Below are 26,039 nucleotides of genomic sequence, written 5' to 3'. Positions count from 1 at the left end.
ACCGCGGAGGCCTTCGCTCACGATTCCGCCGGCGCCGCTGTCCTCAGGCCGCCGCGTTCTGGGCCACCGCGGCCGTCGACCGAGCCACCACCCGGTCGATGCGCTTGCCGTCGAGCGCCACGATCCGGAAGCGCCAGCCCTCGCAATCGATCTCCTCGTCCACCTCGGGCAGGTGGCCTGCCACGAAGATCAGCAACCCGGCCACCGTGTTGTAGCGGCCGCGGTCCTCGTCGGGCAGTTCGCGGATGCCCAGGCGCGCACGCAGCTCGGCCACCGGCATCAGGCCGTCGAGTTCCCACACGCCATCGGGCCGCTTGTGGGCCCACGCGTCGCCCTGGGTAGCGGTCTGCAGCTCGCCGGTGATGGCTTCGAGCAGGTCGCCCGGCGTCATCAAACCCTGCACCACGCCGTACTCGTCCACGACGAACACCAGGCGCGCGGCGCGCGCGCGGAACTGCTCGAGCAGCTCCATGCCGGTGAGGGTCTCGGGCACGAAGATCGCCGGCTGCGCCTCTTCTTCGATGGTGCGGGTGTGCGCGACGCCGAGCGCCAGCAGCCGGGCCACGCTGATGGTGCCCACCACGTCGTCGAGCGAGCCGCGGCATACCGGGTACCAAGAATGGATCTCATCGCGTGCCGCCTCCGCCGACACCTTGCGAAGGGCCTCCTCGACGCTGTCGGAAGCCTCCAGCCAGTCGATGTCGGCGCGCGGCACCATCAGCGAGCTGAGGCGCCGGTCGTCCAGGTGGAACACGTTGCGCACCATCTGGTGCTCGTGCATCTCGATGACGCCGGCGTCGACGCCCTCTTCCAGGCTGGCCGAGATCTCCTCCTCGGTCACCATCCGGCCGGCGTTCAGGTCGATGCGCAGCAGCTTGAGCGTGGCAGCCGTGGCGCCCGACAGCAGCAGCACGAAGGGCTTCGCGGCAGCGGCCAGCATGTGCATCGGGCGGGCCACGTGGCGTGCCACCGGCTCGGGATAGAGCTGGCCGATGCGCTTGGGCACCAACTCGCCGAAGATGATGGTGAAGAAGGTGATGCAGCTCACCACCACGGCGGTGGACAAGAAGCTGGCCGCCCCCGGGCCCATGCCCACGCCCTCCATCCAGAGGGCCAGCGGCCCGGCGAAGGCGGCCTCGCCGACGATGCCGCTCAGCATGCCGATCGAGGTGATACCGATCTGCACGGTCGAGAGGAACTGCGTGGGCGACTCCATCAGGTCCAGCGCGGCCGCCGCGCCGGTGTCCCCCGTTTCAGCCAAGGCGGCCAAGCGCGCCCGGCGGCTGGTGGACAGGGCCATTTCGGACATTGCGAACGCCGCGTTGAGCGTGGTCAGCAAGGCCAGGAGAAAAACATCCATGGAGGCGGGGGAGAATGGGGACCCATGGCACTTTACTTGATCGGCGACGTGCAGGGCTGCGACGAGCCCCTGGCCCGCCTGCTCGACCACATCGCTTTCTCCCCCAGCCGCGATCAGCTCGTGCTGCTGGGCGACCTGGTCAACCGCGGCCCCGACTCGCTGGCCGTGCTGCGGCGCGTGCAGCGACTGGACGGCGCGGCGCAGAGCCTGCTGGGCAACCATGACCTGCACCTGCTGGGCGTGGCCCAGGGCGCGCGCAAGCGCGGCCGCAAGGACACGCTCGACGAGGTGCTGGCCGCACCCGACCGCGAGGCCCTGCTCGACTGGCTGCGCCGGCAGCCCATGGCATTGCATCGCGAACTGGCCGATGGCGAGCTGCTGATGGTGCATGCGGGCGTGCTGCCGCAATGGAGCCTTGCGGATACGCTGGCGCTGGCGGCAGAGCTCGAATCAGTGCTGCGCGGTCCCGCCTGGACGGAGTTCCTGCAGACCATGTACGGCAACGAGCCCGCGCAGTGGAGCGATGCGCTCAGCGGCAGCGCGCGCCTGCGCGTCATTGTCAATGCGCTGACGCGGCTGCGCTTCTGCAGCGCGGTGGGCGTGATGGAGTTCGAGACCAAGGACGGATCAGCCGCCGCACCCGCGGGCTTCATGCCCTGGTTCGACGTGCCCGGGCGGCGCACCGCGAATCTCACGGTCGCCTTCGGCCACTGGTCCACGCTCGGCTGGCTCTCGCGGCCCGACCTGCTGTCGACGGACACGGGCTGTGTCTGGGGCGGTTGCCTGAGCGCGGTACGCATTGGCGCAACGACCGCGGATCGCGAGCTGATCCAGGTGCGCTGTGCGCAGGCGCAGAAGCCCGGCTGAGCGCCGGGTTCAGCCCGGCTGCGGCTCCGAAGCGGCGGCCTTGAACAGCGCCGGGACCTTGCGCTTGCTCTTGATGTTGCTCGAGAGGCCGCGGGCGGGCGTTGCCTTGGCGGCAGCCTCCCAGGAAGGCGCGGCCTCGCGCTCGGGGCTCTCGTAGGGCTTCTCGAAGAAGGGGTCGCGCGGCGCCGCGGGTGCGCGGTGCGGCCGTGTGCCGCGTCCGAAGCGGGCTTCGCCGGTGCGCTCGCGCGGCTGGTCGAGCACGTCGCGCGCGTCGCCGGCCTCGCCCTCGTCACGCCAGTGGCGGCGGCCGTCGTTGATGCGCCCGCGCGGACGGTCTTCCTCGAACTCCACGGGCTCCAGCTCGATCTTCTTCTTGATCAGCTTCTCGATGTCGGCCACCAGGCGCACATCGTTGCCACCGCTCGCGAAGCTCACCGCCAGTCCCGAGGCGCCGGCGCGGCCGGTGCGGCCGATGCGGTGCACGTAGTCTTCGGCGTTGAAGGGGATGTCGAAGTTGAAGACCGCCGGCACGTCCTTGATGTCGAGGCCGCGCGCCGCCACGTCGGTGGCCACCAGCAGGTCGACCTCGCCGGCCTTGAACGCAGCCAGCGCCTTCAGGCGTTCGTCCTGGCTCTTGTCGCCGTGCAGTGCCGTGGTGTTGAGCCCTTCGCGCTCCAGCGAGCGGGCGAGCCGCGCACAGCCCAGCTTGCTGTTGACGAAAACGAAGGCTTGCTTGAGGCCACGCTGCCTCAGTATCTGCTTCAGCGCGCGGCGCTTGTCGTCGTCGCTCACGCTGTAGAAATGCTGCTCGACGGTGGAGGCCGTTTCGTTCGGGCGCGCCACCTCGATGGTGACCGGGTTCTGCAGGTAGCTGCCGGCCAGGCGCTTGATCTCGGGCGAGAAGGTGGCCGAGAACAGCAGCGTGGTGCGCTGCTTGGGCAGGTACGAAAGGATGCGCTGCAGGTCAGGGAGGAAGCCGATGTCCAGCATGCGGTCAGCCTCGTCGAGCACCACGTACTCGACCTGGTTGAGTACCGCGTTCTTGGCCTCGATGTGGTCCAGCAGCCGGCCCGGCGTGGCCACCAGGACTTCGACGCCTTTCTTGAGCTCCAGCGTCTGCGGCTTCATGTCGATGCCGCCGAACACAACCGCGCTTCGCAGGTTGGTGTACTTGGCGTAGAGCTTGACCTGCTGCGCCACCTGGTCGGCCAGCTCGCGCGTGGGCAGCAGCACCAGCGCACGCACCGGGTGGCGCGCCGGCGAGGTCGAGCTGTTCTCGTGCTTGAGCATGCGCTGGAGCAGGGGCAGCGAGAAGGCGGCCGTCTTGCCGGTGCCGGTCTGCGCGGCGCCCATCACGTCCTGACCCGCAAGCACCACCGGAATGGCCTGCTCCTGGATCGGCGTCATGCTCTCGTAGCCCATTTCGGCCACCGCGCGCGCCAGCGGTTCGGCCAGGGAAAGATTGGAAAAGGAACTGGTCATGAAGCCCGCTATTGTCGCACTGCGGCAAAAGACGGGGATGACAGTGCGGTGACTGGCCCCCTTGCTCTCTTTTGGATAGCGCCGGAGCTCCGTCTCAAAGGCTTTTCGCGGCGAAGGTGTCGCAATCCTGGATCTTGCCGCTCTTGTAGCCGGCGCCGAACCAGCGCTGGCGCTGCGCGCTGGAGCCATGGGTGAAGCTGTCGGGGACCACGGCCCGGCCGGCCGAGCGCTGAAGTGCGTCGTCGCCGATCTTGGCGGCCGCGTTCATCGCGGCCTCGATGTCGCCCGGGTCCAGCCAGCGCTTCGATTCCTGCGAATGGTGAGCCCAGACGCCCGCAAAGCAGTCGGCTTGCAGCTCGACCCGCACGCTCAGCGCATTGTTCTGCGCCTGGCTCAGGCGGCCACGCATCTGGTCGACCTTGCCGGTGACGCCCAGCACGTCCTGCACATGGTGGCCCACCTCGTGCGCAATCACGTAGGCGCGGGCGAACTCGCCCGGCGCGCCCAGCTGGCGCGAGAGGGTGTCGTAGAAGCTCAGGTCGATGTAGACCTTCTTGTCCCCCGGGCAATAGAAGGGGCCCATGGCGGCCTGGCCGGCGCCGCAGGCCGTGGGCGTGGCGCCGCGGAACAGCACCAGGCGCGTGGGCGTGTAGGTGCTGCCGTTCTGCCGGAAGATGTCGCTCCACACCACCTCGGTGTTGCGCAGCACGGTGGAGACGAAGGCGGCCTCGCGGTCCTCGGCGGGCGGCTTCTGGGCCGGGCCCTGCTGCTGCACCTGGGCCGGCGGCTCGCCGCCGCTCATCAGCCCCAGCAGGGTGAGCGGGTTGATGCCGAAGATCCACCCCGCGATCACGGCGATCGCGATGGTGCCAAGCCCGACGCTGCGCCCCCCGATCGGTAAGCCGCCGAAGCCCCCGCCACCTCCGCTGCGGCGGTCCTCGACGTTGTCCGATTGTTCGTTGCCTTCCCATCTCATGACGCGTCTCCTTGCCGCCCGCGACGGCTGCTGCCCGCCGATGGTACGCGCCCGATCCGGGAGCACGTCCATGGCCGAGGATCCTCGCGCTGGCCGGACCGGGCCGCACGGCCGGCGAGGCGCAAGCGCATGCAGGACAGCGCCGCGAAGTCGGTAGTGGACTATGCCTTGGGCAGGGTCACGCCGCGCTGTCCCTGGTACTTGCCACCGCGGTCCTTGTAGCTGATCTCGCAGACCTCGTCGCTCTCGAAGAAGAGCACCTGGGCGCAGCCCTCGCCGGCGTAGATCTTGGCCGGCAGCGGCGTGGTGTTGCTGAACTCCAGTGTCACGTAGCCTTCCCATTCGGGCTCGAAAGGCGTGACGTTGACGATGATCCCGCAGCGGGCGTAAGTGCTCTTGCCCAGGCAGATGGTCAGCACGTTGCGCGGGATGCGGAAGTACTCCACCGTGCGCGCCAGGGCGAAGCTGTTGGGCGGGATGATGCAGGAGTCGCCGTGGAAGTCGACGAAGCTCTTCTCATCGAAGTTCTTCGGGTCGACCACCGTGCTGTGGATGTTGGTGAAGACCTTGAACTCGGGTGCGCAGCGGATGTCGTAGCCGTAGCTGGAGGTGCCATAGCTGATGATGCGGTGGCCGTCCTGCTCGCGGATCTGGCCCGGCTCGAAGGGCTCGATCATGCCGTTCTTCTCGGCCATGCGCCGGATCCACTTGTCGCTCTTGATGCTCATGTCAGGTCCTTCCTTGGGGCCGCTATTCTAGGCAGCGGCTCCCGCCCACCCGCCGGGCCTCAGGCGCTCGAGGCCTGCGAAATCACGGTGCGCTCGACCAGCCGGTCATCGCCAAGCACGATCATGGCGAACAGCAATTCCTCCAGGCTGTCCGCCCGCGCCGTCTTGCGCGCGAGCATCGCAGTGGCCTTGGGGTCGAGCACCACGAAGTCGGCCTCGCAACCCGGCTGCAGGTTGCCGATGACGCCCTCCAGCCCCAGGGCCCGCGCTGCACCGCCGGTGTGGCGCCACCACAGCTGCGAGGGCGCGATGCTGAGGCCCGGCTTGGTCTGGCCCTCGCGGCCCACGTAGTAGGCGGCCAGCATGGTCGAGAACGGGCTGAAGCTGGTGCCGCCGCCCACGTCGCTCGCCAGGCCGTAGGCGCAGCCGATGCGATCGGCCCCCTCGAAGTCGAAGAAGCCGCTGCCGAGGAACAGGTTGCTGGTCGGGCTCACGGCCGCGGCGGTACCGGTCTCGCGCATCAGGCGGCGGTCGTCGTCGTCGAAATGGATGCAATGGGCGTAGACGGCGCGCTCGCGCATCAGGCCGAAGCCACGGTAGACATCGAGGTAGGAACGCGCGCCCGGGAAGAGCTCGCGCGCCCACTTCACCTCGTCCTTGTTCTCGGCCACGTGCGAGTGGATCCAGGTGTCGGGGTATCTGGCGGCCAGCTCGCCCGCGCCGCGCAGCTGCGCGTCGGTGCTGGTGGGAGCGAAGCGCGGGGTGATCGCGTAGCCCAGCCGGTCCACGTCGTGCCAGCGGCGAATCAGTGATTCGGTGTCGATCAGGCTCTGCTCGGTCTGGTCGCGCACGCCGTTGGGCGAATGTCGGTCCTGCAGCACCTTGCCCGTGATCATGCGCAGCGAGCGGCGCTGCGCCGCCTCGAAGAAGGCCTGCACCGAAGCCGGATGCGAGGTCGCGAAGGTCAGGGAGGTGGTGACGCCGTTGCGCAGCAGCTCGTCGAAGAAGACCTCGGCCACCTCGGCCGCATGGGCCAGCTCGGCGAAGCGGCTCTCGGCCGGGAAGGTGTAGTTCTCGAGCCAGGGCAGCAGGCCTGCGGAAGGCGCGCCGATGATGTCGGTCTGCGGGAAGTGGATGTGCATGTCGACGAAGCCCGGCGCAATGATGCGGCCCGGCCATTGCGTGACTGCCACGCCAGGATGGCGGGCGGCGACGCCTGCGAAGGCACCGGCATCCTGCACCCGCTGGCGTCCAGCGGCGTCGGGGCCGACGACCAGCAGCCCGTCCTGGTCGAAAACCGGCTGGCCGGCGGCATCGAATCGCAAAAGGGAGGCACGGTAGGCTTGCATGGGCTGGGAGGGTAAGGCAGCGAGGCCCGGTACGGAATGTGCGAGCGCGTATGGAGCCTATACGACAGCTTCGCTTCGGTGGTCCACCTCCCGGGGTGCCCCTGCCGCTAGAACATAATTCTTGCTTCACCCCAATAGCCCAACAGGAACAGCGATGACTTCACGCGACGCAGACCGCCGCGCATGTCCAACATGAAAGTGCTCCTCATCGGGAACTACGTCCCCGACGGCCAGACCAGCATGCTGGCCTTCAAGCGAATCCTGGAACGCGAACTGCCCCACCACGGCTGCGAGCTGCGCGTGCTGACGCCGCCGCGGCGCGTGCTGCGCGTGCCCACCTCCTCGGCGCTGTGGAAGTGGCTGGGCTACGTCGACAAGTTCATCCTCTTCATTCCCTCGCTCGCCCGGCACCTGCGCTGGGCCGACGTGGTGCATGTCACCGACCATTCCAACGGCATGTACATCCCCTGGGTGAAGTCCAAGCCCAACGTCATCACCTGCCACGATGTCATCGCGGTGCAGGCCGCCAAGGGCATGGTCGACGGCTGGAACGTGGGCTGGACGGGCCGGCTGTTCCAGCGGCTCATCGTGAAGGGGCTGCGCGCAGCCGACCTGGTGGCGTGCGTCTCGCACCTGACCCGGCGCGAGCTGCTGGCGCTGGGGCTGGCCGAGGAATCGCGGGTCACCGTGGTGCTCAACGGGCTCAACGACGATTTCCGGCCGGTGCCGCCCGAAGAGGCCGAGGGCCTGATCCGGCGCTTCGGCATCTCGACCGGAGACAAGTTCCTGATGCATGTCGGCTGGGACCTGGCACGCAAGAACCGCCGCAAGGTGCTGGAGACCTTCATCGCGCTGCAAGAGCGCGCAGCGGCGAGCGGCCGGCCTGCGCCGGCGGAGCAGTTGCTGTTCGTCGGCCCCGAACTGGTGCCGGAGATGGCCGAGCTGGCCCGCAAGCACGGCGTGGCCGATCGGGTCAAGACCGTGCAAGGCGTCTCGCACGAGGAGCTGCGCGCGCTCTACGCCAGCGCGACCGCCCTGCTCTTCCCTTCGCTGCAGGAAGGCTTCGGCTGGCCGGTGATCGAGGCCCAGGCCTGCGGCTGCGCGGTCTTCACCTCCGACCTAGCGCCGATGAACGAGATCGGCGGCGAAGGCGCGGTGTACGTGGACCCCAACGATCCCGACGCCATGGCCACCGCCATCGAGAACGCGGCGCCGCGCTTCGCCGAGATGCGCCGGCTGGGCCTCGAGAACGCCACGCACTACTCCGCGCAAAGCATGGCCGCGAACTACGTGGCGGCCTACCGCCGCGTGCTCGACGAACGGAAGGCCGCCCGATGAAGAGGCTGCTGGGCCTGCTCGTGGTGTTCCTGCCCTGGACGCTGAAGCGCGCGGTGCTGCGGCGCTTCTGGGGTTACGAGATAGCAGACGGCGCCCGCATCGGGCTCTCCTATGTCTTCCCGGGCCACCTGGTGATGGGCGAAGGGGCGTACATCGGGCACTTCAACGTGGCCATCCACCTGGGCCGGCTCGAGTGCGGCGCGCACTCGGTCATCGACCGCTCGAACTGGATCACCGGCCACCCGCCGGCCGGTGCCCATTTCAGGCATCGCACCGACCGTGACCCGACGCTCTCGCTGGGCGAGCATGCGGCCGTCACCAAGCAGCACATCATCGACTGCACCGACCGCGTCGACATCGGCGCCTTCACCACCATCGCGGGCTACCACTCGCAGCTGATCACCCATGGCATCAACGCGCAGGAGAACCGGCAGGACTGCAAGCCCATCCGCATCGGCGCCTACTGCCTGGTGGGCACGCGGGTGACGGTGCTGGGCGGCGCCGCCCTGCCCGACCGTTCGATGCTGGGCGCGGGCTCGGTGCTCAACAAGGCGCACGGCGAGGAATACGCCGTGTACGCGGGCTCACCCGCGGCGCAGGTGAAGAAGCTCGACCCAGAGGCTGCGTACTTTCACCGCGAGCGCGGCTTCGTGCACTGAGACGGCCCGCCGGCGTCAGCGTGCAACCCGCCCCTCGACCCCCTCGACCAGCCAGTTCATCATGAGGATCTGGTCGTCGCGCAGGCCGGCACCCTTGGCGATGACGACCCTGCCCTCGTTGTCGCGCACGTCCTGGACCGCGCGGAAGACCTGCAGCTTGCCGCTCCCGATGTCCTGCTGCCGTGCCAGCACCTCTTCCTGCACGGGCTTCGGCACCTTGGGACCGAAGTCGCCGACGCTGACCATTCCTTCCTTCACGCCGCCCCAGATGTTGACCGGCTTCCAGCTGCCGTCGAGCGCCGCCTTCGCGCGCTGGGTGTAGTAGCCGCCCCACTCGTGGGTGACGGCGACGATCTGCGCATCGGGCGCGACCTTGCGCATGTCGGAGTGGTAGGCGACGGCCATCTTGCCGCGCTCCTGCGCCGCGGCCATCACGGCGGTGGAGCCGGTGTGGAAGGCGATCACGTCCACGTCCTGGTTGAACAGCGTCATCGCGGCGTCGCGCTCCCTTGGCGGATCGAACCAGGCGTCCAGCCACACGACCTTGACCCGCGCCTTCGGATCGACCGAGCGCATGCCCAGCGTGAAGGCGTTGATGCCCTGCAGCACCTCCGGAATCGGGAAACCGGCGACGTAGCCCGCGACATGGGTCTTGCTCATGCGACCCGCGGCCACGCCCGCGAGGTAGCGCCCCTGGTAGTAGCGGGCGTTCGCGGTCGAGACGTTGGATGCGAGCTTGTAGCCGGTGATGGACTCGAACTTCACGTCGGGGAAGTCGCGCGCCACCTTGAGGGTGGGCTCCATGTAGCCGAAGCTGGGCGTGAAGATCAGCTTGTGGCCCTGCTGCGCGAGATCGCGGATCACGCGCTCGGCATCGGGGCCCTCCGGCACGTTCTCGACATAGGTGGTCTTCACCTTGCCGCCGAGCGCTGCCTCGACGGCCTTGCGGCCCTCCTCGTGCTGCCGCACCCAGCCGGCAGCGGTAATGGGCGCGACATACACGAAGCCGATCTTGAGCGGGTCCGCCCGGGCGGCGGATTGCGAAAAAGAAGGCGAAATGAAAAAACAGGCGGCCGCGAGCGCGGCGGCGAGGTTTTTGTACATGGTGTTCCTCTACATGGCCCCGGATAAAAAAATCGGCGCTGCGGGGCAGCAGCGCCGGGCCCGGCATTTTAGGCGGCGCGGCGGGCCGTGACTTCGTCCGCTGCGCGGGCTGCTTCGTGGCGCCGAAGCCGCGCCGCCGCCCGCCGGCACGCGCACAATGCAGGCGTGCAGGAATCTGCACCCACGCCCTGCACCTGTCCGCCCCGGGGGCACCGCTCAACCATCGCCCACGAGGATCATTTCCAGTGACTGCTCCGATCAGAGCCCATGCCGCTTCCCCGGGCGATGAATCGGCCTTCACGATGGCCTTCCAGCCCATCGTGGACCTCGCGCGGCGGGAAATCTTCGCCCACGAGGCATTGGTGCGCGGCGTTTCCGGCGAAGGTGCTTCCGAGGTGTTCGCCCGTGTAGCCCCGCAAGACCGCTTTGCGTTTCACGAGGCCTGCCGCGTGAATGCGATCGAGCTCGCGGCCGCGCTGGGGATGGAGTCCAGGCTCAGCCTCAACGTCATGCCCAACGACGTCGCCGGCCAGGAGGCCTGCTTCCGCACCGCCATGGCCGCTGCCGAGCGCTGCAATTTTCCGGTCCAGCGCCTGATGTTCGAGATCACCGAAGGCGAGCGCGTCAAGGACCTGCCCGGCCTCGCAGCCACCTTCCGCATCTTCAAGCGCTACGGGTTCACCTCCGCGATCGACGATTTCGGCGCCGCCTATGCGAGCTTCGAACTGCTCGCAGCCTTCCAGCCCGACGTCGTGAAGATCGACATGAGCCTGGTCCGCGGCATCCACATGGACCCGGTCCGCATCGCGATCGTGAAGGGCTTCGTGGCGACCTGCGACGAGCTCCAGATCCGGGTGATCGCGGAAGGAGTCGAGGCCCGGGAAGAAGTCCATGCACTGCGCGCGCTGGGCGTGGACCTCTTCCAGGGCTTCCTGTTCGCCAGTCCCGCCATCGCCGCGCTGCCGGTGGTGGCGTGGGACGCCGCCTGAAGCCGGCCCGAACCGATCGAGACTGGCCCCGCGCGGGGCTCAGACATTGCTGGTCGCGCGCACCTCGTCGATCGTGGTCTGCCCGGACAGCACCTTGGCGATGCCGTCCTGGCGCAGCGTGCGCATGCCCTCGCGCAGCGCCGCCTGCTGAATCTCTTCGGCACGGGCGCCGCCTTGCACCAGGCGGCGCAGCCCCTTGGACATCAGCATCAGCTCGTGGATGCCGACGCGCCCCCTGAAGCCGGTTTCCTTGCACTCCTCGCAGCCGGCGCTCGAAAAGTGCATGAGCCGCCCGTCGCGCGCATGGCGGCGCTCCCAGGAAGCGACCACCCCCTCGCGATCGGACGGCGACGCTTTCACCGCGTAGGCATTCAGGTAGTCGGACACCAGCTCATCGGTCTCCTCCGGGGTCAGCGGACGGCTGCTGATGCAGTGCGTGCAGAGGCGCCGCACCAGCCGCTGCGCCAACACGGCCAGCAGCGAGTCCGCGAAATTGAAGGGGTCCATGCCCATGTCGAGCAGCCGCGTCACCGTCTCGGGCGCGCTGTTGGTGTGCAGGGTCGACAGCACGAGGTGCCCCGTCAGCGAGGCCTCGATCGCGATCTTCGCGGTCTCCTCGTCGCGGATCTCGCCGACCATGATCACATCGGGATCGGCGCGCACGAAGGCACGCAGCGCTTTGGCGAAGGTCCAGTCGATGCGGAGGTTGACCTGCACCTGCCGCAGCCCGGGCTGGGTGATCTCGATGGGATCTTCCGCGGTCCAGATCTTGCGCTCGGGCGTGTTGATGTGCATGAGCGCCGAGTGCAGCGTGGTGGTCTTGCCCGAGCCGGTCGGCCCGACGCACAGCACCATGCCATAGGGGCGTTCGACGGCCTCGGTCAGCCGCGCCAGGTTGCGCGCCGACAATCCCAGCGCATCCAGCGCGATGGGCTTGGCCGACGCAAGGATGCGCATCACCACGTCTTCCAGCCCGCTGGTGGTCGGGATGGTCGCCACGCGCAGCTCGATGCGGTGCTGGGGGGAGAACTTTGCGAAGTTGATCTTGCCGTCCTGCGGCTTGCGCTTCTCGCTGATGTCGAGGTCGCACATGATCTTCACGCGCGCGACGATTGCATTGCGGTAGCTGGGCGGCAGCTCCAGGTAGGTGTAGAGCCGGCCGTCGCGGCGAAAGCGGATGCGCGTCTTCTCGCGCCCGGGATAGCTCTCGATGTGGATGTCCGACACGCCCTCGCGGTGCGCCTCCTGGATCATGCTGTTGATCATGCGCACCAGGGAGTTGTCCGATTGCTCGATCGGCGCATCCTCGTCGGCCGGTGGACGGACCTCCTTTTCCAGCGTCTCCAGCAGCTCGCTGGTGCCAGCCAGGTCGAAGTCGATGCTCATCGGGTCGACCGCCGCCGAGCGCCCTTCCGCCTGCGCGCCGATCTTCTCGTAGGCCTTGTGCAGCACATCGTCCAGGTCACGGCACTGCCCGATCACCGGCACCACCTTCATCTGCGCGATGAACTCCACCTCGTCGAGCGCAGCGTGCCGGCTGGCAGGGTCGTCGAGGGCGAGCACGAGGCGGCCCTCGTGGATGATCAGTGGCATCACTTGCAAGCGGCGCGCCACGCCATGGTTGATCTTGCGCAAGGCCTCGGCCGCCGGCGGAAACAGCTGCAGGTTGACCAGCGGGTAGCCCATCTTGCGGACCAGCGCAATCTGCAGCTGGGAGCGGTTGACCACGCCCATGCGCACCAGCGTCTCGCCCAGCGGCACGTTGCGATCGAGCTGCTGCTGCGCCAGCGCGGCCTCCAGCTGCTTCTCCGTAACCATGCCGAGCGAGACCAGCGCCTGCCCGATGCGCATGATCGGCATGCGGCTCTGGGCCTCGAGCTCCTTCAGCAATTGATCCGGCGTGACGACTTCCGCAGACGACATGACTTTGACCTCTTGTTCAGTTTCAGCTTGGGGATTCTGAGGTCCCCGGCACGATTTCAGCACAGCTGCGCGCGGCGCACGAGCACGCACTGCCCCGCCATGCAAACTCAGTCTGCCGTGAGCACAAAAGTATTGCGCCCCGCAGCCTTGGCGCGGTACAGCGCAGCGTCGGCGCGGGCCAGCAGTTCCGCCGTCGTGACGGTGGCGCCCGCAGGCAGATGGAAGGCGACGCCGATGCTGGTCGTGACGTTCAGGCTCCGGCCATCGAGCTGGAAGGCCGCTGCGTTGACGGATGTGATGACCTTCCTGGCCACCGTCGAGGCCGCCTCCGGCCTGTCCAGGTTCTCGAGCACGATCACGAACTCGTCGCCGGCCAGGCGCACCACGGTATCGGTGCTTCTGACGCTGGCTTGCAGGCGCCGGGCGAACTCGGCCAGCACCTCGTCGCCCCACGCATGGCCGAGCGTGTCGTTGATGGACTTGAAATGGTCGATGTCGAGGAACATCAGGGCGAGCGCGCTTTGCGCGCGCGTGGCGCGCGCGATTGCCGCGGGCAGCAGCTCGTTGAAGGCCAGTCGGTTCGGCAGGCCGGTGAGGGTGTCAACCCGCGCCAGTTCGATCAGCTTGCGCTCCACCACCTTCAGCTCGGTGATGTCCAGGCTGAGCGAGAAGATGCCGTGGGTCGCTCCGTCGGGTCCGACGTCCGGCACATAGATGACATGGGTGACGCGATCGAAATCCCCCCGTCGGGTGGCTGCCTCGAACTCGACGCGCTCCCCGGCCAGCGCCCGCTCGATGGTGGCCTTGCGCGACGCGTACAGCTCGGGCCCGGCGACATCGCGGATATGGCGCCCCACCAGCTCGGCGGGATTGAGCCCCAGCCATTCGCGGTAGGTCCCGTTCGCGAAGGTGATCTTCTGCTCCCGGTCGATGTAGGTGATGAGTGCCGGCAGGTTGTCGGTGATGGTGCGCAGGCGCGTCTCGCTCTCGGCCTGGAGCATTTCCGCCTCCTTCAAGGCCGTGATGTTGAAGGTCATGACGTAGAAGCCCAGCACGTTTCCCTGAAGGTCCTTGTCCGGAATCAGGTTGACCTGGAAGTAGCCGTTCTTGCCGTACAGGGGCGCCTCGACCGGAAAACGTGCCGCCTCTCCCGCCAGCACGGTCGGAAGAAAGGGCAAGTGCTGCGCGTACACCGCCTCGCCCACGGCGGCGCGCAAGGTCACGCCACCGAGCGGGCCATCGCCCAGGCCCGCCATCTGCCGCGCCCGGCTGTTGCCGTACAGGCAGTTCTCATTGCGATCGAAGTACCCCACCAGGGCCGGGATGCTGTCGGTGACGTCGCGCAGCCGCTTCTCCTGCTCGCTCAGGGCCTTGCGGACGTTGGCCTCCTCGGTGATGTCGAAGGTCATGGCGAAGACGCCTTGGACCATGCCGACATCGTCCTGGTCGGGGATGTAGTGGGCCTTGTAGGTCCGGCCGCCGATCCCGAGCGCCGCATCGCCGGCCTTCTCGACGATGACTATCTCTCCGGCGAGCGCGCGTCGATAGTAGGGCTCGACAACTGCGAAATCCGATGGGCCGCGCACCTCCGGCATCGACCGGCCCACCAACGCGTCGGACTTGTGCAGCGCCTTGACCTTCGCATTGACGAAGGTGTAGCGCAGCGAGGCATCGACATGCGAGACCAGCGCCGGGATGTTGTCGGCGATGGTGCGGATCTGCGCCACGCTGTGCGCGAGGCTCAGCTGGACGCGCTTGCGCTCCGTCACGTCGGAGGTCATCGCGTAGTAACCGCGGACCGTGCCCGCTGCGTCCCGGTCGGGGATGAGCTCGGTCTGGAAGAAGCGGGGCTCCTCGCCCTGCTTGGTGGAACCTCGACGTTCGAAGGTCACGGGCTCGCCCGCCAGCACCCGCTGGAGGTAGCGCTCCGGGATCACGCTGTAGTCGGCACCGCGCGCGTTCCGCACGGGCTGACCCACGAGCTCGGCCGCGCTGCGGCCCAGCTTTTCGCACAGGCGCGCGTTCACGAAGGTGTAGCGGCCTTGCGCGTCCGCGTGCGACACCATGGCAGGCAGGTTGTCCGTGATGTCCCGCAGGAATTTCTCGCTGGCTCGCCGCTGCTGCATCAGTTCGTCGAAGGTTCGCGAGAGGTCGCCGATCTCGTCGCGGGCATAGGTGCGCGGCGCCGCGGCTTCCGCCGGCGCGGCCTGCGCGTCCAGCATGCGCCGGTGCAGCTGCGAAAGCGGCTGCAGCTGCCCCCGCGCCACGGCCAGGGCGGCAGCGCCCGCCAGCAGGGCCAGCACGATCGCGCCGCCCCAGGCCACGCGCTCGATGGCATCGATGTGCGCGAAGGCCTCTCTCTGCGGATACACGGCGCCCAGGACCCAGTCGGCCTGGCGAATCCGCTTGAAGGCGTACAGGGCACGCGCCCCGTCCTCATCCAGCCCCTCGGTCGTGCCCTCGAAACCTGCGATCGCGCGCTGGATCCCGGCGTCCCAGGCGCTGTCGACGCCGACACGGTTCAGCACCAGCTCCGGTCGCGGATGGTCGATCACGACGCCGTCCCTGGACAGAATGAACAGGTGGCCTGTCTTGCCGAACTTGACGTCGGCCAGGTCCCCGAGGATGTTTCGCTCCTTCAGGTTGATGGAACCCGAGATCATCAGCCGCACCTGCCCGGCCGCGTTTCGCACCGGCTGCGTGATGGCGACCTGCGCCAGGCCGTTGATCCGATTGCGGTAGGGCATCGAGATCACCCCGGCTCCGGCGGAGAGGGTCTGAGCGAAGTACGAGCGGTCCTTGACGTTCGCGCGTCCGATGCTCCGCGCGCCGTCGAGGTTGGCGACGATCTCGCCATCGAGATCGATGAGCGCGACGTTGTCGAAGGCCTCGCGCAGCGACTGGTGCTTCTCCAGAAGGCCCTGCAGCGGCTCGGCGTTCGGGCCATCGTGCGATTGCACGCTTTCGGCGAAGGTCTTCAGCAAGGTCCGCCGGCTGACGAACTTCTGGTCGACCGCATCGGCGATGGCCGACACCCGCGCGAACTCCTCGTTGGCGATCGATGCCTGCATGCTGGCCTTGACCAGGTGCAAGGCGACGGTTGCGATGGCAAAGGTCGCGGCCAGCACCACCGCCGCCACGCCGGCGCTCAGGCGCGTGTTCAAGCTGATGCGAAGGTTGCTGAAACCTGATTTCATCGACATGGTGGACAGGGCAGCATAAGCCAGACGGCTTCCCCGGCCACAGGTGGCGTGCACGGAGCTCAGGCCTGCGTCGGCGCGCGGGCGGCCCGAGCCAGCGCGAGCATCGCCATGTCGCCGCCGCTGCCCCTCAGTTGTCCAGCACGCGATAGAAGAAGGTGGTGTCGCACGGTCCGCCCTGCGGCCATAGCGCGTAGCCGGGTATCGTGCCGCAGCGCTGCCAGCCGCAACGGACATAGAGCCGCTCGGCATCGCCGCTCGCCGTGTCGAGCACCAGCAGCGTCTTGCCGCATTCGCGCGCCGCCTGCTCGGCCGCCTGCATCAGGGCCTCTCCCCACCCGCGGCGGCGTGCGCGGCGGTGTACCAGCATCTTCGAGACGTCCGCCCGGTGCGGCTGGTTCTCCGGCTGCTCCAGTACCAGCTGCACGGTGCCCACGATGCCGGTGGCGTCCTCGGCCACCAGCAGGATGCGCTCCCCGCGGGCCTCGCTCTCGGCGACCCGGCGCCAGAACGCCTGCGCCTTGGACATCGAAAGCGGCTGCATGAAGCTCACCGAGGCACCGCCTTCCACGCAGTCGATCAGCAGGCCGGCCAGCGCCTGGAGCTGGCCCTCGTCCATGCCGGAGAGCCGGCGGACACCGGGAACAGGGGTTGAAGCCGTCATGGACGTGTCACTTTCGCAGGAGTAGGGGCATCTCGAGGATAGCCGGTCGATTCCGCGCAAAACATGCGCGTGGCGCGGGCGCCACCGCACCGACGCGAATCCGCAACTGCGTACGCTGCTCCGGGCACTAGTTCACACCAATGCCATGCAACTGGCGCGATGCGGCAGTACCATGCCAATGACGAACCCTTCAGCGTTCGTGAAGCGGCAGGTCCTCATGAAAGCGCGTGTTGAATTGGGAGCATTTCTGTCGGCGTCGATCATCGGCATCTCCCTGCCGGTGGACGCCCAGACGGCACGACAGCCGGCGGCGCCCCATGCCGCGGAGCAGCAGGAAGCCGACTACCGCGTGATCGCGGCACGCTGCGGTACGCCAGCCTTCGAAAAAGGCTTCTTCAAGGACTCCAGGGCAGCCGTCGCGGCCGGGCTGGTCAACAAGAACCGGATGCCGTCCGACGTCGAGAAATCGGTCGAGGCCCTGCGGCGCAGCCCCTTCGTGCTGGTGGCAACCAACGCCGACTGCCCGAGCCAGCTGGCGCAGCTGAAGGAACTGCAGAAGGCACGCAAGGAAGCGATCCGCACCGGGCGTGCACGCAGGCCGTAGCTTGCGCTCCTTTCCCATGCCGCCGCCCCATACCATCGACACCGTCGCCCAGTTGGAAGCGCTGTTCGGGCAGCCCGGAGAAGCGTCGCTGCGCAAGGACGTGGACTTCCTGCATCCGCACTACCAGGCGTTGATCGCCGCTTCACCCTTCGCCGTGCTTGCCACCTCCAACGCGGGCCACCTCGACACATCGCCGCGCGGCGACGAGCCGGGCTTCGTTGCCGTGCAGGACGCGAAGACGCTGCTCCTGCCCGAGCGCCGCGGCAACAACCGCATCGACAGCCTGCGCAACATCGTGGCCGATCCGCGCGTGGCCCTGCTGTTCCTGATTCCCGGCGTGGGCGAGACATTGCGCGTGAACGGCAAGGCCGGAATCTCCGTCGCGCCCGAGCTGCTGGCGCGCTTCGCGGTCGAGGGCAAGCCGCCGCAATGCGTGCTCGTCATCGCGGTGGAATCCGTCTACTTTCAATGCGCCCGCGCCATCCAGCGCTCGAAACTGTGGGCCCCGGTGCCTGCCGATGCGCCGCGCACGGTGCCGACGCCCGGCGCCATCCTGGCCGCGCTGACTGCCGGCGAGTTCGATGGCGTCACCTACGACCGCGAGCTGCCGCAGCGGCAGAAGGACACGCTGTACTGAGGCGCCCAGGCGTGGCCCACAGGTGCAAACGGCGCACGGCCCGGTGACTACCCGAGAAGGGCCTCGAACTGTTCGAGCGCCTGGGGGTGGGCCGCCAGCGCGCGGCGCAGCGCAGGCAGCCGCTTCTTCACGGTCTGCCGCACAACGGCCGGCGCAAGGCCGAACGAATCGGACAGGACTTCGTCGTGCTTCTCGACCAGGACGGCCGCCAGGGTCGCGGCCTGCACCAGGTCTTTTTCCGCCTTCTCGGGAAAGCTCTGGCGCGATGCGCTCGAGAAGAGCTTGTGCCAGACGAATCGCTCTGGCTGCGGGAGCATGAGCGGAATGCAGTGGCCTCCGGCAAGGAGTGCCGCCTGTCGGGGCTCATCCAGAAGATAGGCGTAGTGCGGCACCGTTTGCGCGCTCCACATCAGTTGGGGAATCGGAACGGTCTTTCCCAAGCTGCCGCCGTGCGTCAGCACATCGACCCGCAGGCCGTCGCGCCCTTTCTGCTTGACGGAGGTGGACGGCGACTTGCTGGGCATGCCGGGCACAGGCGCGAAGTCGAGGCGGGTCGCGCCAACCGCCTCGAGAAACGACGTCGGCACGGCGAGGGTCAGCTTCTGCCGCGCGGCAAGGTCGATGTCCTGCGTTCGGGCGGAAACGGCCTTGGCACCGAGCTCATTGAGCCATGCCATGTAGCACAGCGTCCCCACCAGGGTCACGCCCGAGCGCAGGATGCCTCTGTTGTGAAGTTCGACCAGGACACCGGCGACGCCTTTGTCCGCCACCTGGAACTGGAGCTTTCGAAGGTCACGGACCTGGGCAGAGGCCCATCGCGCAAACTCGATCTGGCGTTCGGCGTTCTCCAGGGCTTCGACGTCCCCATCCCTGGCCACCAGTTCCTCGGCCTGCCGGCCCGGGACCGGGTAGTACACCCTGTACCAATACGCATATCCTGTGCCCTCCCGCTTGACCAGGGTCCCGGGTGTTCCGGAAAGCAGGCTGCCAGTTGAGCCGGCACGCTCCTTCAGTTCGGCGTACTGCGTCCTGAATGCCAGCTCTTGCGAGCGGTACAAGGTGCCTGGTGACATGCGCCCAGTTTACCCAACAAAAAATTGTTTTATTGGGTAAATCCTGGATGCGGGCTCTGCTCGCTCACACCCTCTCACGCCTTCGCGAACTGCGCAAAGCTCTCGTTCAGCCGGGCCATCCAGCCCGCCTTGGTCTGCGCATCGACGAAGCTGCCCTCGAAGCTGTTCGCCGCCAGCTGCCACGCATGCTGCGCGGTCAACCCGGTGGCTGCAAATGTCTGGACGAAGTTCTCGTTCATGTAGCCGCCGAAGTAGGCCGGGTCGTCCGAGTTGACGGTGGCAACCAGGCCGGCATCGAGAAGCTGGCCGAGGTTGTGCCGTGCCAGGTCCGGAAAGACGCAAAGCTTGAGGTTGGACAACGGGCAGACGGTCAGCGGGATACGGTCCTGCACCAGCCGCTTCATCAGCGCCGGGTCCTTGGTGCTCTGCACGCCGTGGTCGACCCGCTCCACCTTCAGCACGTCGAGCGCGCTCCACACGTAGGCCGGCGGCCCCTCCTCGCCGGCATGGGCGACGAGGTGGAAGCCAAGCTCGCGGCAGCGCGCGAACACGCGCGCGAACTTCTCGGGCGGGTGGCCGACCTCGCTGGAATCGAGGCCGATGCCGATGAACTTGTCGCGAAACGGCAGCGCCTGCTCCAGCGTGGCGAAGGCGTCTTCCTCGCTCAGGTGCCGCAGGAAGCACAGGATCAGCGCGGCGCTCACGCCCAACCTGGCCTTCGCGTCGACGCAGGCACGGTGCAGGCCGTCGATCACCGTCTGCATCGCGACGCCGCGGGCGGTGTGGGTCTGCGGGTCGAAGAACATCTCGGTGTGGACCACGTTGTCGGCGGCGGCGCGCTCGAGGTAGGCCCAGGCCATGTCGTAGAAGTCCTGCTCCTTCAGCAGCACGCTGGCGCCGGCGTAGTAGATGTCGAGGAAGCTTTGCAGGTTGGTGAAAGCGTAGGCGCGGCGCAGCTCTTCCACGCTGGCGTAGGGAATGGCCACGCCGTTGCGCTGCGCCAGCGCGAAGATCAGCTCGGGCTCCAGCGAGCCCTCGATGTGCATGTGCAGCTCGGCCTTGGGCATGGCGCGCAGCAGCGCCGGGAGGCGGTCGGCGGCAATGTGCGCAAGCGTGGGGTTCGTCATGTTCAGCAGACTCCGAAAGTGATGCCGCGCGCCCTCAGGTGCCGGCGATAGAAGGAGGAAGCCTTGTCCGCCGCAGTATGCAGCTCCGCCCGCAGGTCCAGCGGCAGGCTGCGCGGGCGCTGCGATTCGAGCACGGGCTTGTCCTGCAGGAAGATGGTGTCCTGGAAGGCGCGCAGCTGGGCATCGTCGCGCTCGAAGTCCGCCGTGGCGAACCGGAACCAGACGCGGCAGCGCTCGGGCTCCATCGGGCAGATGAAGAGCCCGATCGATTCCTGGTAGCCCTCGATGCCCACGCTCGCCGCCTCGGGCACCTTGGTCAGCACCGCGGCATAGGGCGCCGTGACCTCGTAGCGGTATTCGACCAGCGCAGGCGCAGTGGAGTTGATGGTCGACTGCGGCTGCCAGGCCTTGCAGCCGGTGGCGAGCAGCCCTTCGGGCGTGGCTTCGACGCGGTAGTCTTCGATCACCGTCATCTCGCGCGCGCCCAGCCAGCCTTCATGGACGAACCCGAAATGAGCCATGTCCAGGAAGTTCTCGACCAGCCGCGGCGCACTGGTCTGGACCTCGTAGGGGCCGCAGTCGAGCTTGCGCAGGCGCGCATCGTGCTCGGCCGGGAACGCCGGCAGCTCGCCGCCCTCGCCTTCCAGCCGCACCCACACCAGGCCGCAGGCCTCCTGCGCCGCATGGACGGTGGCGCGATGCGTGGCGGGCGGGACGAAGTCCGGCAGTGCCGGCACATAGACGCCGCGGCCGCCGCTCGCAAAGCGCCAGCCGTGGTACGGGCATTCGAGCGTGGCCCCGCCATCGCAGACGCGCCCCAGCGAGAGCTGCGCGCCACGATGCGGGCAGCGGTCGGCCCAGGCCTGCACGGCGCCCGCGGCGTCGCGCCACAGCACCAGGCTTTCGCCCAGCAGCTGCACCGCGAGAGGCGCCTGCGCGACCTCGCCGGCCAGCGCGACCGGATGCCAGAGTTCTTTTTCGATCATCGTGAAACTGAAAATGCAAAAAGGGTTGCCGCAGAGGCAACCCTTCAAGCGAAGTTCGGGCCGCTTACTTCTTGTCGCCGCCGGGGACCTTGCCTTCCACGCCCTTGACGTAGAAGTTCACGCCAGACAGGAACTTGTCGTCGGCGGCGGCGCCGGCAGCCACCAGCTCCTTGCCGTCCTGGCCGACGATCGGGCCCTTCCAGATCGAGAAGCTGCCGTCCTTCAAGCCCTTCTTGACTTCCTCGACCTTGGCTTTGGTCTCGGCCGGCACGTCCTCGGCGATGGAGACGATGTCGATCGCGCCTTCCTTCACGCCCCACCAGGTCTGCCCGGTGGCCCACTTGCCGTCGAGCACATCCTGCACCGCCTTGGTGTAGTACGGCGTCCAGTTGATGATGGCCGAAGCCAGGTGAGCCTTGGGGCCGTAGGCCGTCATGTCCGAGTCCCAGCCGAAGGCGCGCTTGCCCTTTTCCTGCGCGGTCTTGAGCACGGCCGGCGAATCGGTGTTCTGGAACAGCACGTCGGCGCCGCCGTTGATCAGCGCGGTCGCCGCTTCGGTTTCCTTCGGCGGGCTGAACCACTCGTTGACCCACACCACCTTGGTCGTGATCTTCGGGTTGACCGACTGCGCGCCCAAGGTGAAGGAGTTGATGTTGCGCAGCACCTCCGGGATCGGAACCGAGCCGACCACGCCCAGCGTGTTGCTCTTGGTCATCGAGCCCGCGATGATGCCGGCCATGTACGCGCCCTCGTAGGTGCGGCTGTCGTAGGTGCGCATGTTCTCGGCCGTCTTGTAGCCGGTGGCATGCTCGAACTTCACGTCCTTGTGGTCGTTCGCCACCTTGAGCATCGGCTCCATGTAGCCGAAGGTGGTGCCGAAGATCAGCTTGTTGCCCTGGCTCACCATGTCGCGGAACACGCGCTCGGCATCGGCCGACTCGGGCACGCTCTCGACGAAGGTGGTCTTGATCTTGCCGCCGAACTCCTTCTCGATGGCCTTGCGCGCGTTGTCGTGCGCGAAGGACCAGCCGCCGTCGCCCACCGGGCCCACATAGGCGAAGGCAATGTTCAGCGGGGCGGCCGGCGCGGGCGCCGCGGCGCTCGGCGCAGGTGCCGGCGCAGCGGGGGCCGGAGCAGGCGCTTCTTCCTTCTTGCCGCAGCCGATGAGCGCGGCCGAGGCGACCGCGGTCAGCGCAGCCAACTTGAGCAGGAAACGTTTGTTGATGTCGTTCATTGGGGGAATCCTCGAAGGATGTTTTGCCGGAAACAATTGTGAACGCGATTATGAGCCGGGGTAGAAGGGTTTCCCGATGGAAGCCGGCATGTTGATGCGGATGAAAGCCGGGTTGCGCGAGATCAGCGCCAGCACCACGATCGGCGCGATGTACTGCAGCATGCTGAGGAACTGGCTGGGCACGTCGACGCCCGTGCTCTGCAGGTGGAAGCCCAGCATCGAGACCCCGCCGAACAGGTAGGCGCCCAGCAGCACCCGCACCGGCCGCCAGGTGGCAAAGGTGGTCAGGGCCAGCGCGATCCAGCCGCGGCCGGCCACCATGCCCTCGACCCACAGCGGCGTGTACACGGTCGACAGATACGCCCCCGCCAGCCCGCACAGCGCGCCGCCCGCGATCACCGCCATGAAGCGGATGCGCCGCACCGGGTAGCCCAGCGCGTGCGAGGACTCCGGCGATTCGCCGACCGAGCGCAGCACCAGCCCGGCGCGCGTGCGGTACAGGAACCAGATCAGCCCGATGGTCAGCAGCACCGCGAAATACACCATCGGGTGATGGCGGAACAGCGCCGGCCCGACGAGCGGGATGTCGCCCAGGAGCGGCAGCGCGTAGTTGGCGCTCTCGGGCAGCTTGGCCTGCACGAAGTTGATGCCCGCGAAGGCCGAGAAGCCGACGCCGAAGAGGCTGAGCGCCAGCCCGGTCGCGTACTGGTTGGTGTTGAGCCAGATCACCAGCACGCCGAAGAAGGCCGCCAGCAGCGCGCCGGCCGCCATGCCGGCCGCGAAGCCCAGCCAGGGGTTGCGCGTGGTCACGACGGTGGCGAAGCCGGCAAGCGCGGCGCACAGCATCATGCCCTCGGCCCCGAGGTTGACGATGCCGGCCTTCTCGTTGATCAGGAGGCCCAGTGCCGCGATCGCCAGAACGGTGCCGGCGCTGAGCGTGGAGCCCAGGAGGAGTGCGTAGCTTTCCATCAGATGGCTCCTTCGGTGGCTTGGGCAGCGCCCGGCGCACTCAGCGGCGTGCTGGCCTGCAGTGAAGACGTGCCGGCAGGCGCGGCCACCGCCCTCGGTGCCGACTTGCGCCGGATGCGGTAGGCGATCAGCGTGTCGCAGGCCAGCAGGGTGAACAGCAGCAGCCCCTGGAACACGCCGGTCAGCGACTTGGGCAGCCCCAGGCGCGACTGCGCCAGCTCGCCGCCGATATAGAACATGCTCATCAAGATCGCCGAGAAGATCATGCCCACCGGATGCAGCCGCCCGACGAAGGCCACGATGATGGCCGCGAAGCCGTAGCCGGCCGGCACGTAGGGCGTGAGCTGGCCGATGGGGCCGGCCACTTCCAGCGCGCCTGCCAGGCCGGCCGCGCCGCCCGAGGTGAGCAGCGCGACCCAGATCGCGCGCCGTGCCGAGAAGCCCGCGTAACGCGCCGCCGCCGGGGCCAGCCCGCCGACCTGCTGCGCGAAGCCGGCCCGCGTGCGGAACAGGAACACCCACAGGGCCGCCGCGCCCAGCAACGCGATGATGAGTCCGATGCTCACGCGCGAGCCCTTCATGAGCCGCGGGATCTGCGTGACCGCCTCGAAGGTCTTGGTCTGCGGGAAGTTGTAGCCCATCGGGTCCTTCCACGGGCCGTAGACCATGTAGCCCAGCAGCAGCGTCGCCACGTACACCAGCATCAGGCTGACCAGGATCTCGTTGGCGTTGAACCTGTCGCGAAGGAAAGCGACGATGCCGGCCCACACCATGCCGCCCAGGATGCCGGCCACGAGGATTGCGGCCACGATCCACGACCCGGTGGTCTTGTCGGCCATCAAGGCCACGCCGCCGGCGGCAATGGCGCCGAAGACGAACTGCCCCTCGGCGCCGATGTTCCACACGTTGGAGCGGAAGCACACGGCCAGCCCGAGCGCGATGATGAGCAGCGGCGTCGCCTTGACCATCAGCTCGCCCAGCGCATAGCCGCTCTTGATCGGCTCCCAGAAGAAGACAGCGAGTCCCTTGACCGGGTCCTTCCCCAGGGCCGAGAACAGCACCATGCCGATCAGCACCGTGATCAGCAGCGCCAGGATCGGCGAACCGTAGCTCCAGAAGCGCGAGAGCTCCGGACGGGGTTCGAGCTTAAGCATGGGCCACCTCCTCTTGCGTCGTGGCCTCGGGCCGGGCGCCCCACAGGCCGCTCATCCACTCGCCGATCTGCGGCACCGTGGCGGCGGCGCGATCGATGGAGGGCGAGAGCCGGCCCTTGGCGATCACGTGCAGCCGGTCGCTGATCTCGAACAGCTCATCGAGCTCCTCGCTCACCACCAGCACGGCGCACCCGGCGTCGCGCAGGGCCAGGATCTCGCCGCGGATCAGCGCCGCCGCGCCGACGTCGACGCCCCAGGTGGGCTGCGAAACCACGAAGATCTTCGGGTCGGCATCGATCTCGCGCCCGACGATGAACTTCTGCAGGTTGCCGCCCGAGAGCGAGCGCGCCGCCGCGCCGGGCCCGCCGGCCTTGACCTTGAAGCGCTCGATGATCCGGCTCGCATGCTGCTGCAGCGAGCCGGTGCGGATCCAGCCGCCCTTCCCCACCGCATTGCTGCGCGTCAGCAGCATGTTGTGCGCCAGGCTCAGCGTCGGCACCGCGCCGCGGCCCAGCCGCTCCTCGGGCACGAAGTGCAGGCCCAGTGCGCGCCGCCGGCGCGGGCGGAAATGGCCGGCCGGCTGGCCGAAGACCTCGATCATGCCGGCCTGGGCCCGTGTGTCTTCTCCGGAGAGCGCGTACAGCAGCTCCTTCTGGCCGTTGCCCGACACGCCCGCGATGCCCACCACCTCGCCGGCACGCACCTCCAGCGACACGCCGTCGAGGTCGACGCCGAACTGGTCCTCGCGCGGCAGCGACAGGGCCTGGACCCGCAGAGCCACGGCGCCTGCATGCACCGGCCGGTGCTGCAAGGGCGGTGGTTCCGCACCGATCATCAGGCGTGACAGCGATTCGTTGCTCTCCTGGCGCGGGTCGCAGACCCCAGTGACCTTGCCGCCGCGCAGCACGGTGCAGGCGGTGCACAGCTCGCGGATCTCGTGCAGCTTGTGGCTGATGTAGAGGATGCTGCAGCCCTCGGCCGCCAGCTTCTTCAGCACCACGAAGAGCTTGGTCACGGCCTGCGGCGTCAGCACCGAGGTGGGCTCGTCGAGGATCAGCAGCTTGGGGTCGGTCAGCAGCGCGCGGATGATCTCGACCCGCTGCATCTCGCCCACCGAGAGGGTGTGGACCGGGCGCGAGGGATCGACATCCAGCCCGTACTCGCCGGCCTTGGCCACGATGCGGCGCGTGACCTCGGCCAGCGTCAGGCTCTTGTCCAGCCCGAGCCAGACGTTCTCGGCAACGGTCAGCGTGTCGAACAGGCTGAAGTGCTGGAACACCATGCTGATGCCCAGCGCCCGCGCCTCCTGCGGGTTGCGCACGCTGACGGGCTGGCCGTTGAAAGTGACGCTGCCCTCGTCCGGCTTCACCGCGCCATAGATGATCTTCATCAGCGTGGATTTGCCGGCGCCGTTCTCGCCGAGCACGGCGTGGGTTTCGCCCGGCGCCACGTTGAGCGAGACGTCGCTGTTGGCGACGACCGAGGGGTAGCGCTTGGTGATGTGTTCGAGCTGCAGTCGGTGGTGGATTGTCATGCCTGTGCCTGGCCTGTGGGTTTCGGAATCGCCCTGAACTGCCCCGGGGTCTTGCCCAGGGCAATCGCATATTTTCTGTCGT

22 protein-coding genes are annotated in these 26,039 nt (G+C 68.0%); 6 read left to right on the top strand and 16 right to left on the bottom strand.

All coding sequences use genetic code 11. From position 1 onward, the window contains the following. Positions 1 to 43: 43 nt before the first annotated feature. Positions 44 to 1,360: a hemolysin family protein gene (locus ACMGEZ_RS08695; RefSeq protein WP_436821862.1), complete on the bottom strand. Its 1,317-nt coding sequence runs from the start codon at positions 1,358 to 1,360 to the stop codon at positions 44 to 46. Positions 1,361 to 1,384: 24 nt separating this feature from the next. Between ACMGEZ_RS08695 and ACMGEZ_RS08690 the strand changes: the two genes are divergently transcribed. Further along, positions 1,385 to 2,227 (top strand): symmetrical bis(5'-nucleosyl)-tetraphosphatase, encoded by an 843-nt coding sequence (locus ACMGEZ_RS08690; RefSeq protein ID WP_436821861.1) that lies wholly within the window; start codon positions 1,385 to 1,387, stop codon positions 2,225 to 2,227. Positions 2,228 to 2,236: 9 nt separating this feature from the next. On the opposite strand, the gene ACMGEZ_RS08685 is transcribed toward ACMGEZ_RS08690, so the two are convergent. From ACMGEZ_RS08685 to guaD, 4 genes are all read right to left on the bottom strand, one after another. Continuing rightward, positions 2,237 to 3,709: a DEAD/DEAH box helicase gene (locus ACMGEZ_RS08685; RefSeq protein ID WP_436821860.1), complete on the bottom strand. Its 1,473-nt coding sequence runs from the start codon at positions 3,707 to 3,709 to the stop codon at positions 2,237 to 2,239. Between the two features lie 94 nt (positions 3,710 to 3,803). Then, complete coding sequence (gene ypfJ, locus ACMGEZ_RS08680; RefSeq protein WP_436821859.1) at positions 3,804 to 4,685, bottom strand: KPN_02809 family neutral zinc metallopeptidase; 882 nt, start codon at positions 4,683 to 4,685, stop codon at positions 3,804 to 3,806. 161 nt (positions 4,686 to 4,846) lie between these two features. Further along, a complete protein-coding gene (dcd, locus tag ACMGEZ_RS08675) occupies positions 4,847 to 5,413 on the bottom strand; it encodes a dCTP deaminase (RefSeq protein WP_068676294.1) in 567 nt (188 codons plus the stop codon). Positions 5,414 to 5,472: 59 nt separating this feature from the next. Next, positions 5,473 to 6,762, bottom strand: coding sequence for a guanine deaminase (gene guaD / locus ACMGEZ_RS08670; protein ID WP_436821858.1), 1,290 nt, complete (start codon positions 6,760 to 6,762; stop codon positions 5,473 to 5,475). 183 nt (positions 6,763 to 6,945) lie between these two features. Between guaD and ACMGEZ_RS08665 the strand changes: the two genes are divergently transcribed. Further along, positions 6,946 to 8,100 (top strand): glycosyltransferase family 4 protein, encoded by a 1,155-nt coding sequence (locus ACMGEZ_RS08665; protein ID WP_436821857.1) that lies wholly within the window; start codon positions 6,946 to 6,948, stop codon positions 8,098 to 8,100. Next, positions 8,097 to 8,759, top strand: coding sequence for an acyltransferase (locus ACMGEZ_RS08660; RefSeq protein WP_436821856.1), 663 nt, complete (start codon positions 8,097 to 8,099; stop codon positions 8,757 to 8,759). The genes ACMGEZ_RS08665 and ACMGEZ_RS08660 overlap by 4 nt, the downstream gene beginning before the upstream one ends. A 15-nt stretch (positions 8,760 to 8,774) precedes the next feature. Here ACMGEZ_RS08660 and ACMGEZ_RS08655 read toward each other — a convergent pair whose 3' ends face one another. After that, positions 8,775 to 9,863, bottom strand: a complete 1,089-nt coding sequence (locus ACMGEZ_RS08655; protein WP_436821855.1) for a BMP family ABC transporter substrate-binding protein — start codon at positions 9,861 to 9,863, stop codon at positions 8,775 to 8,777. Positions 9,864 to 10,108: 245 nt separating this feature from the next. Between ACMGEZ_RS08655 and ACMGEZ_RS08650 the strand changes: the two genes are divergently transcribed. Continuing rightward, the gene (locus ACMGEZ_RS08650; protein WP_436821854.1) at positions 10,109 to 10,852 is read left to right on the top strand and encodes an EAL domain-containing protein; all 744 of its coding nucleotides are present in this window, start codon (positions 10,109 to 10,111) and stop codon (positions 10,850 to 10,852) included. Positions 10,853 to 10,891: 39 nt separating this feature from the next. On the opposite strand, the gene ACMGEZ_RS08645 is transcribed toward ACMGEZ_RS08650, so the two are convergent. The 3 genes from ACMGEZ_RS08645 to ACMGEZ_RS08635 form a co-directional block, all read right to left on the bottom strand. Continuing rightward, positions 10,892 to 12,775 (bottom strand): GspE/PulE family protein, encoded by a 1,884-nt coding sequence (locus ACMGEZ_RS08645; protein ID WP_436821853.1) that lies wholly within the window; start codon positions 12,773 to 12,775, stop codon positions 10,892 to 10,894. A gap of 107 nt (positions 12,776 to 12,882) precedes the next feature. Then, positions 12,883 to 15,978: a sensor domain-containing diguanylate cyclase gene (locus ACMGEZ_RS08640; RefSeq protein WP_436821852.1), complete on the bottom strand. Its 3,096-nt coding sequence runs from the start codon at positions 15,976 to 15,978 to the stop codon at positions 12,883 to 12,885. A gap of 127 nt (positions 15,979 to 16,105) precedes the next feature. Next, a complete protein-coding gene (locus tag ACMGEZ_RS08635; RefSeq protein ID WP_436821851.1) occupies positions 16,106 to 16,639 on the bottom strand; it encodes a GNAT family N-acetyltransferase in 534 nt (177 codons plus the stop codon). Positions 16,640 to 16,784: 145 nt separating this feature from the next. Here ACMGEZ_RS08635 and ACMGEZ_RS08630 point away from each other — a divergent pair, with 145 nt between their 5' ends. Beyond that, a complete protein-coding gene (locus ACMGEZ_RS08630; protein ID WP_436821850.1) occupies positions 16,785 to 17,243 on the top strand; it encodes a hypothetical protein in 459 nt (152 codons plus the stop codon). A 16-nt stretch (positions 17,244 to 17,259) separates the two neighbouring features. Further along, a complete protein-coding gene (locus tag ACMGEZ_RS08625; RefSeq protein ID WP_436821849.1) occupies positions 17,260 to 17,880 on the top strand; it encodes a pyridoxamine 5'-phosphate oxidase family protein in 621 nt (206 codons plus the stop codon). A 47-nt stretch (positions 17,881 to 17,927) separates the two neighbouring features. Here ACMGEZ_RS08625 and ACMGEZ_RS08620 read toward each other — a convergent pair whose 3' ends face one another. From ACMGEZ_RS08620 to ACMGEZ_RS08590, 7 genes are all read right to left on the bottom strand, one after another. Further along, positions 17,928 to 18,938: a GSU2403 family nucleotidyltransferase fold protein gene (locus tag ACMGEZ_RS08620; protein ID WP_436821848.1), complete on the bottom strand. Its 1,011-nt coding sequence runs from the start codon at positions 18,936 to 18,938 to the stop codon at positions 17,928 to 17,930. An 89-nt stretch (positions 18,939 to 19,027) separates the two neighbouring features. Beyond that, on the bottom strand, positions 19,028 to 20,080 hold the full coding sequence (locus ACMGEZ_RS08615; protein ID WP_436821847.1) for an adenosine deaminase: 1,053 nt from the start codon (positions 20,078 to 20,080) through the stop codon (positions 19,028 to 19,030). Positions 20,081 to 20,082: 2 nt separating this feature from the next. Further along, the gene (locus tag ACMGEZ_RS08610) at positions 20,083 to 21,066 is read right to left on the bottom strand and encodes a Rieske 2Fe-2S domain-containing protein (protein ID WP_436821846.1); all 984 of its coding nucleotides are present in this window, start codon (positions 21,064 to 21,066) and stop codon (positions 20,083 to 20,085) included. Positions 21,067 to 21,130: 64 nt separating this feature from the next. Then, positions 21,131 to 22,300, bottom strand: a complete 1,170-nt coding sequence (locus ACMGEZ_RS08605) for a BMP family ABC transporter substrate-binding protein (protein ID WP_436821845.1) — start codon at positions 22,298 to 22,300, stop codon at positions 21,131 to 21,133. 48 nt (positions 22,301 to 22,348) lie between these two features. Further along, positions 22,349 to 23,269, bottom strand: a complete 921-nt coding sequence (locus ACMGEZ_RS08600) for an ABC transporter permease (protein WP_436821844.1) — start codon at positions 23,267 to 23,269, stop codon at positions 22,349 to 22,351. Further along, the gene (locus ACMGEZ_RS08595) at positions 23,269 to 24,423 is read right to left on the bottom strand and encodes an ABC transporter permease (RefSeq protein WP_436821843.1); all 1,155 of its coding nucleotides are present in this window, start codon (positions 24,421 to 24,423) and stop codon (positions 23,269 to 23,271) included. The genes ACMGEZ_RS08600 and ACMGEZ_RS08595 overlap by 1 nt, the downstream gene beginning before the upstream one ends. After that, entirely contained in the window at positions 24,416 to 25,957 is a 1,542-nt protein-coding gene (locus ACMGEZ_RS08590) for an ABC transporter ATP-binding protein (RefSeq protein WP_436821842.1), read from the bottom strand. The genes ACMGEZ_RS08595 and ACMGEZ_RS08590 overlap by 8 nt, the downstream gene beginning before the upstream one ends. Positions 25,958 to 26,039: the final 82 nt, after the last annotated feature.

Origin of the sequence: Variovorax stachyos (assembly GCF_051400855.1) — a bacterium.
GTDB lineage: Bacteria > Pseudomonadota > Gammaproteobacteria > Burkholderiales > Burkholderiaceae_C > Variovorax.
The sequence above is the reverse complement of the archived record's forward strand: the minus strand, read 5'-3'. Positions and strand labels throughout refer to the sequence as shown.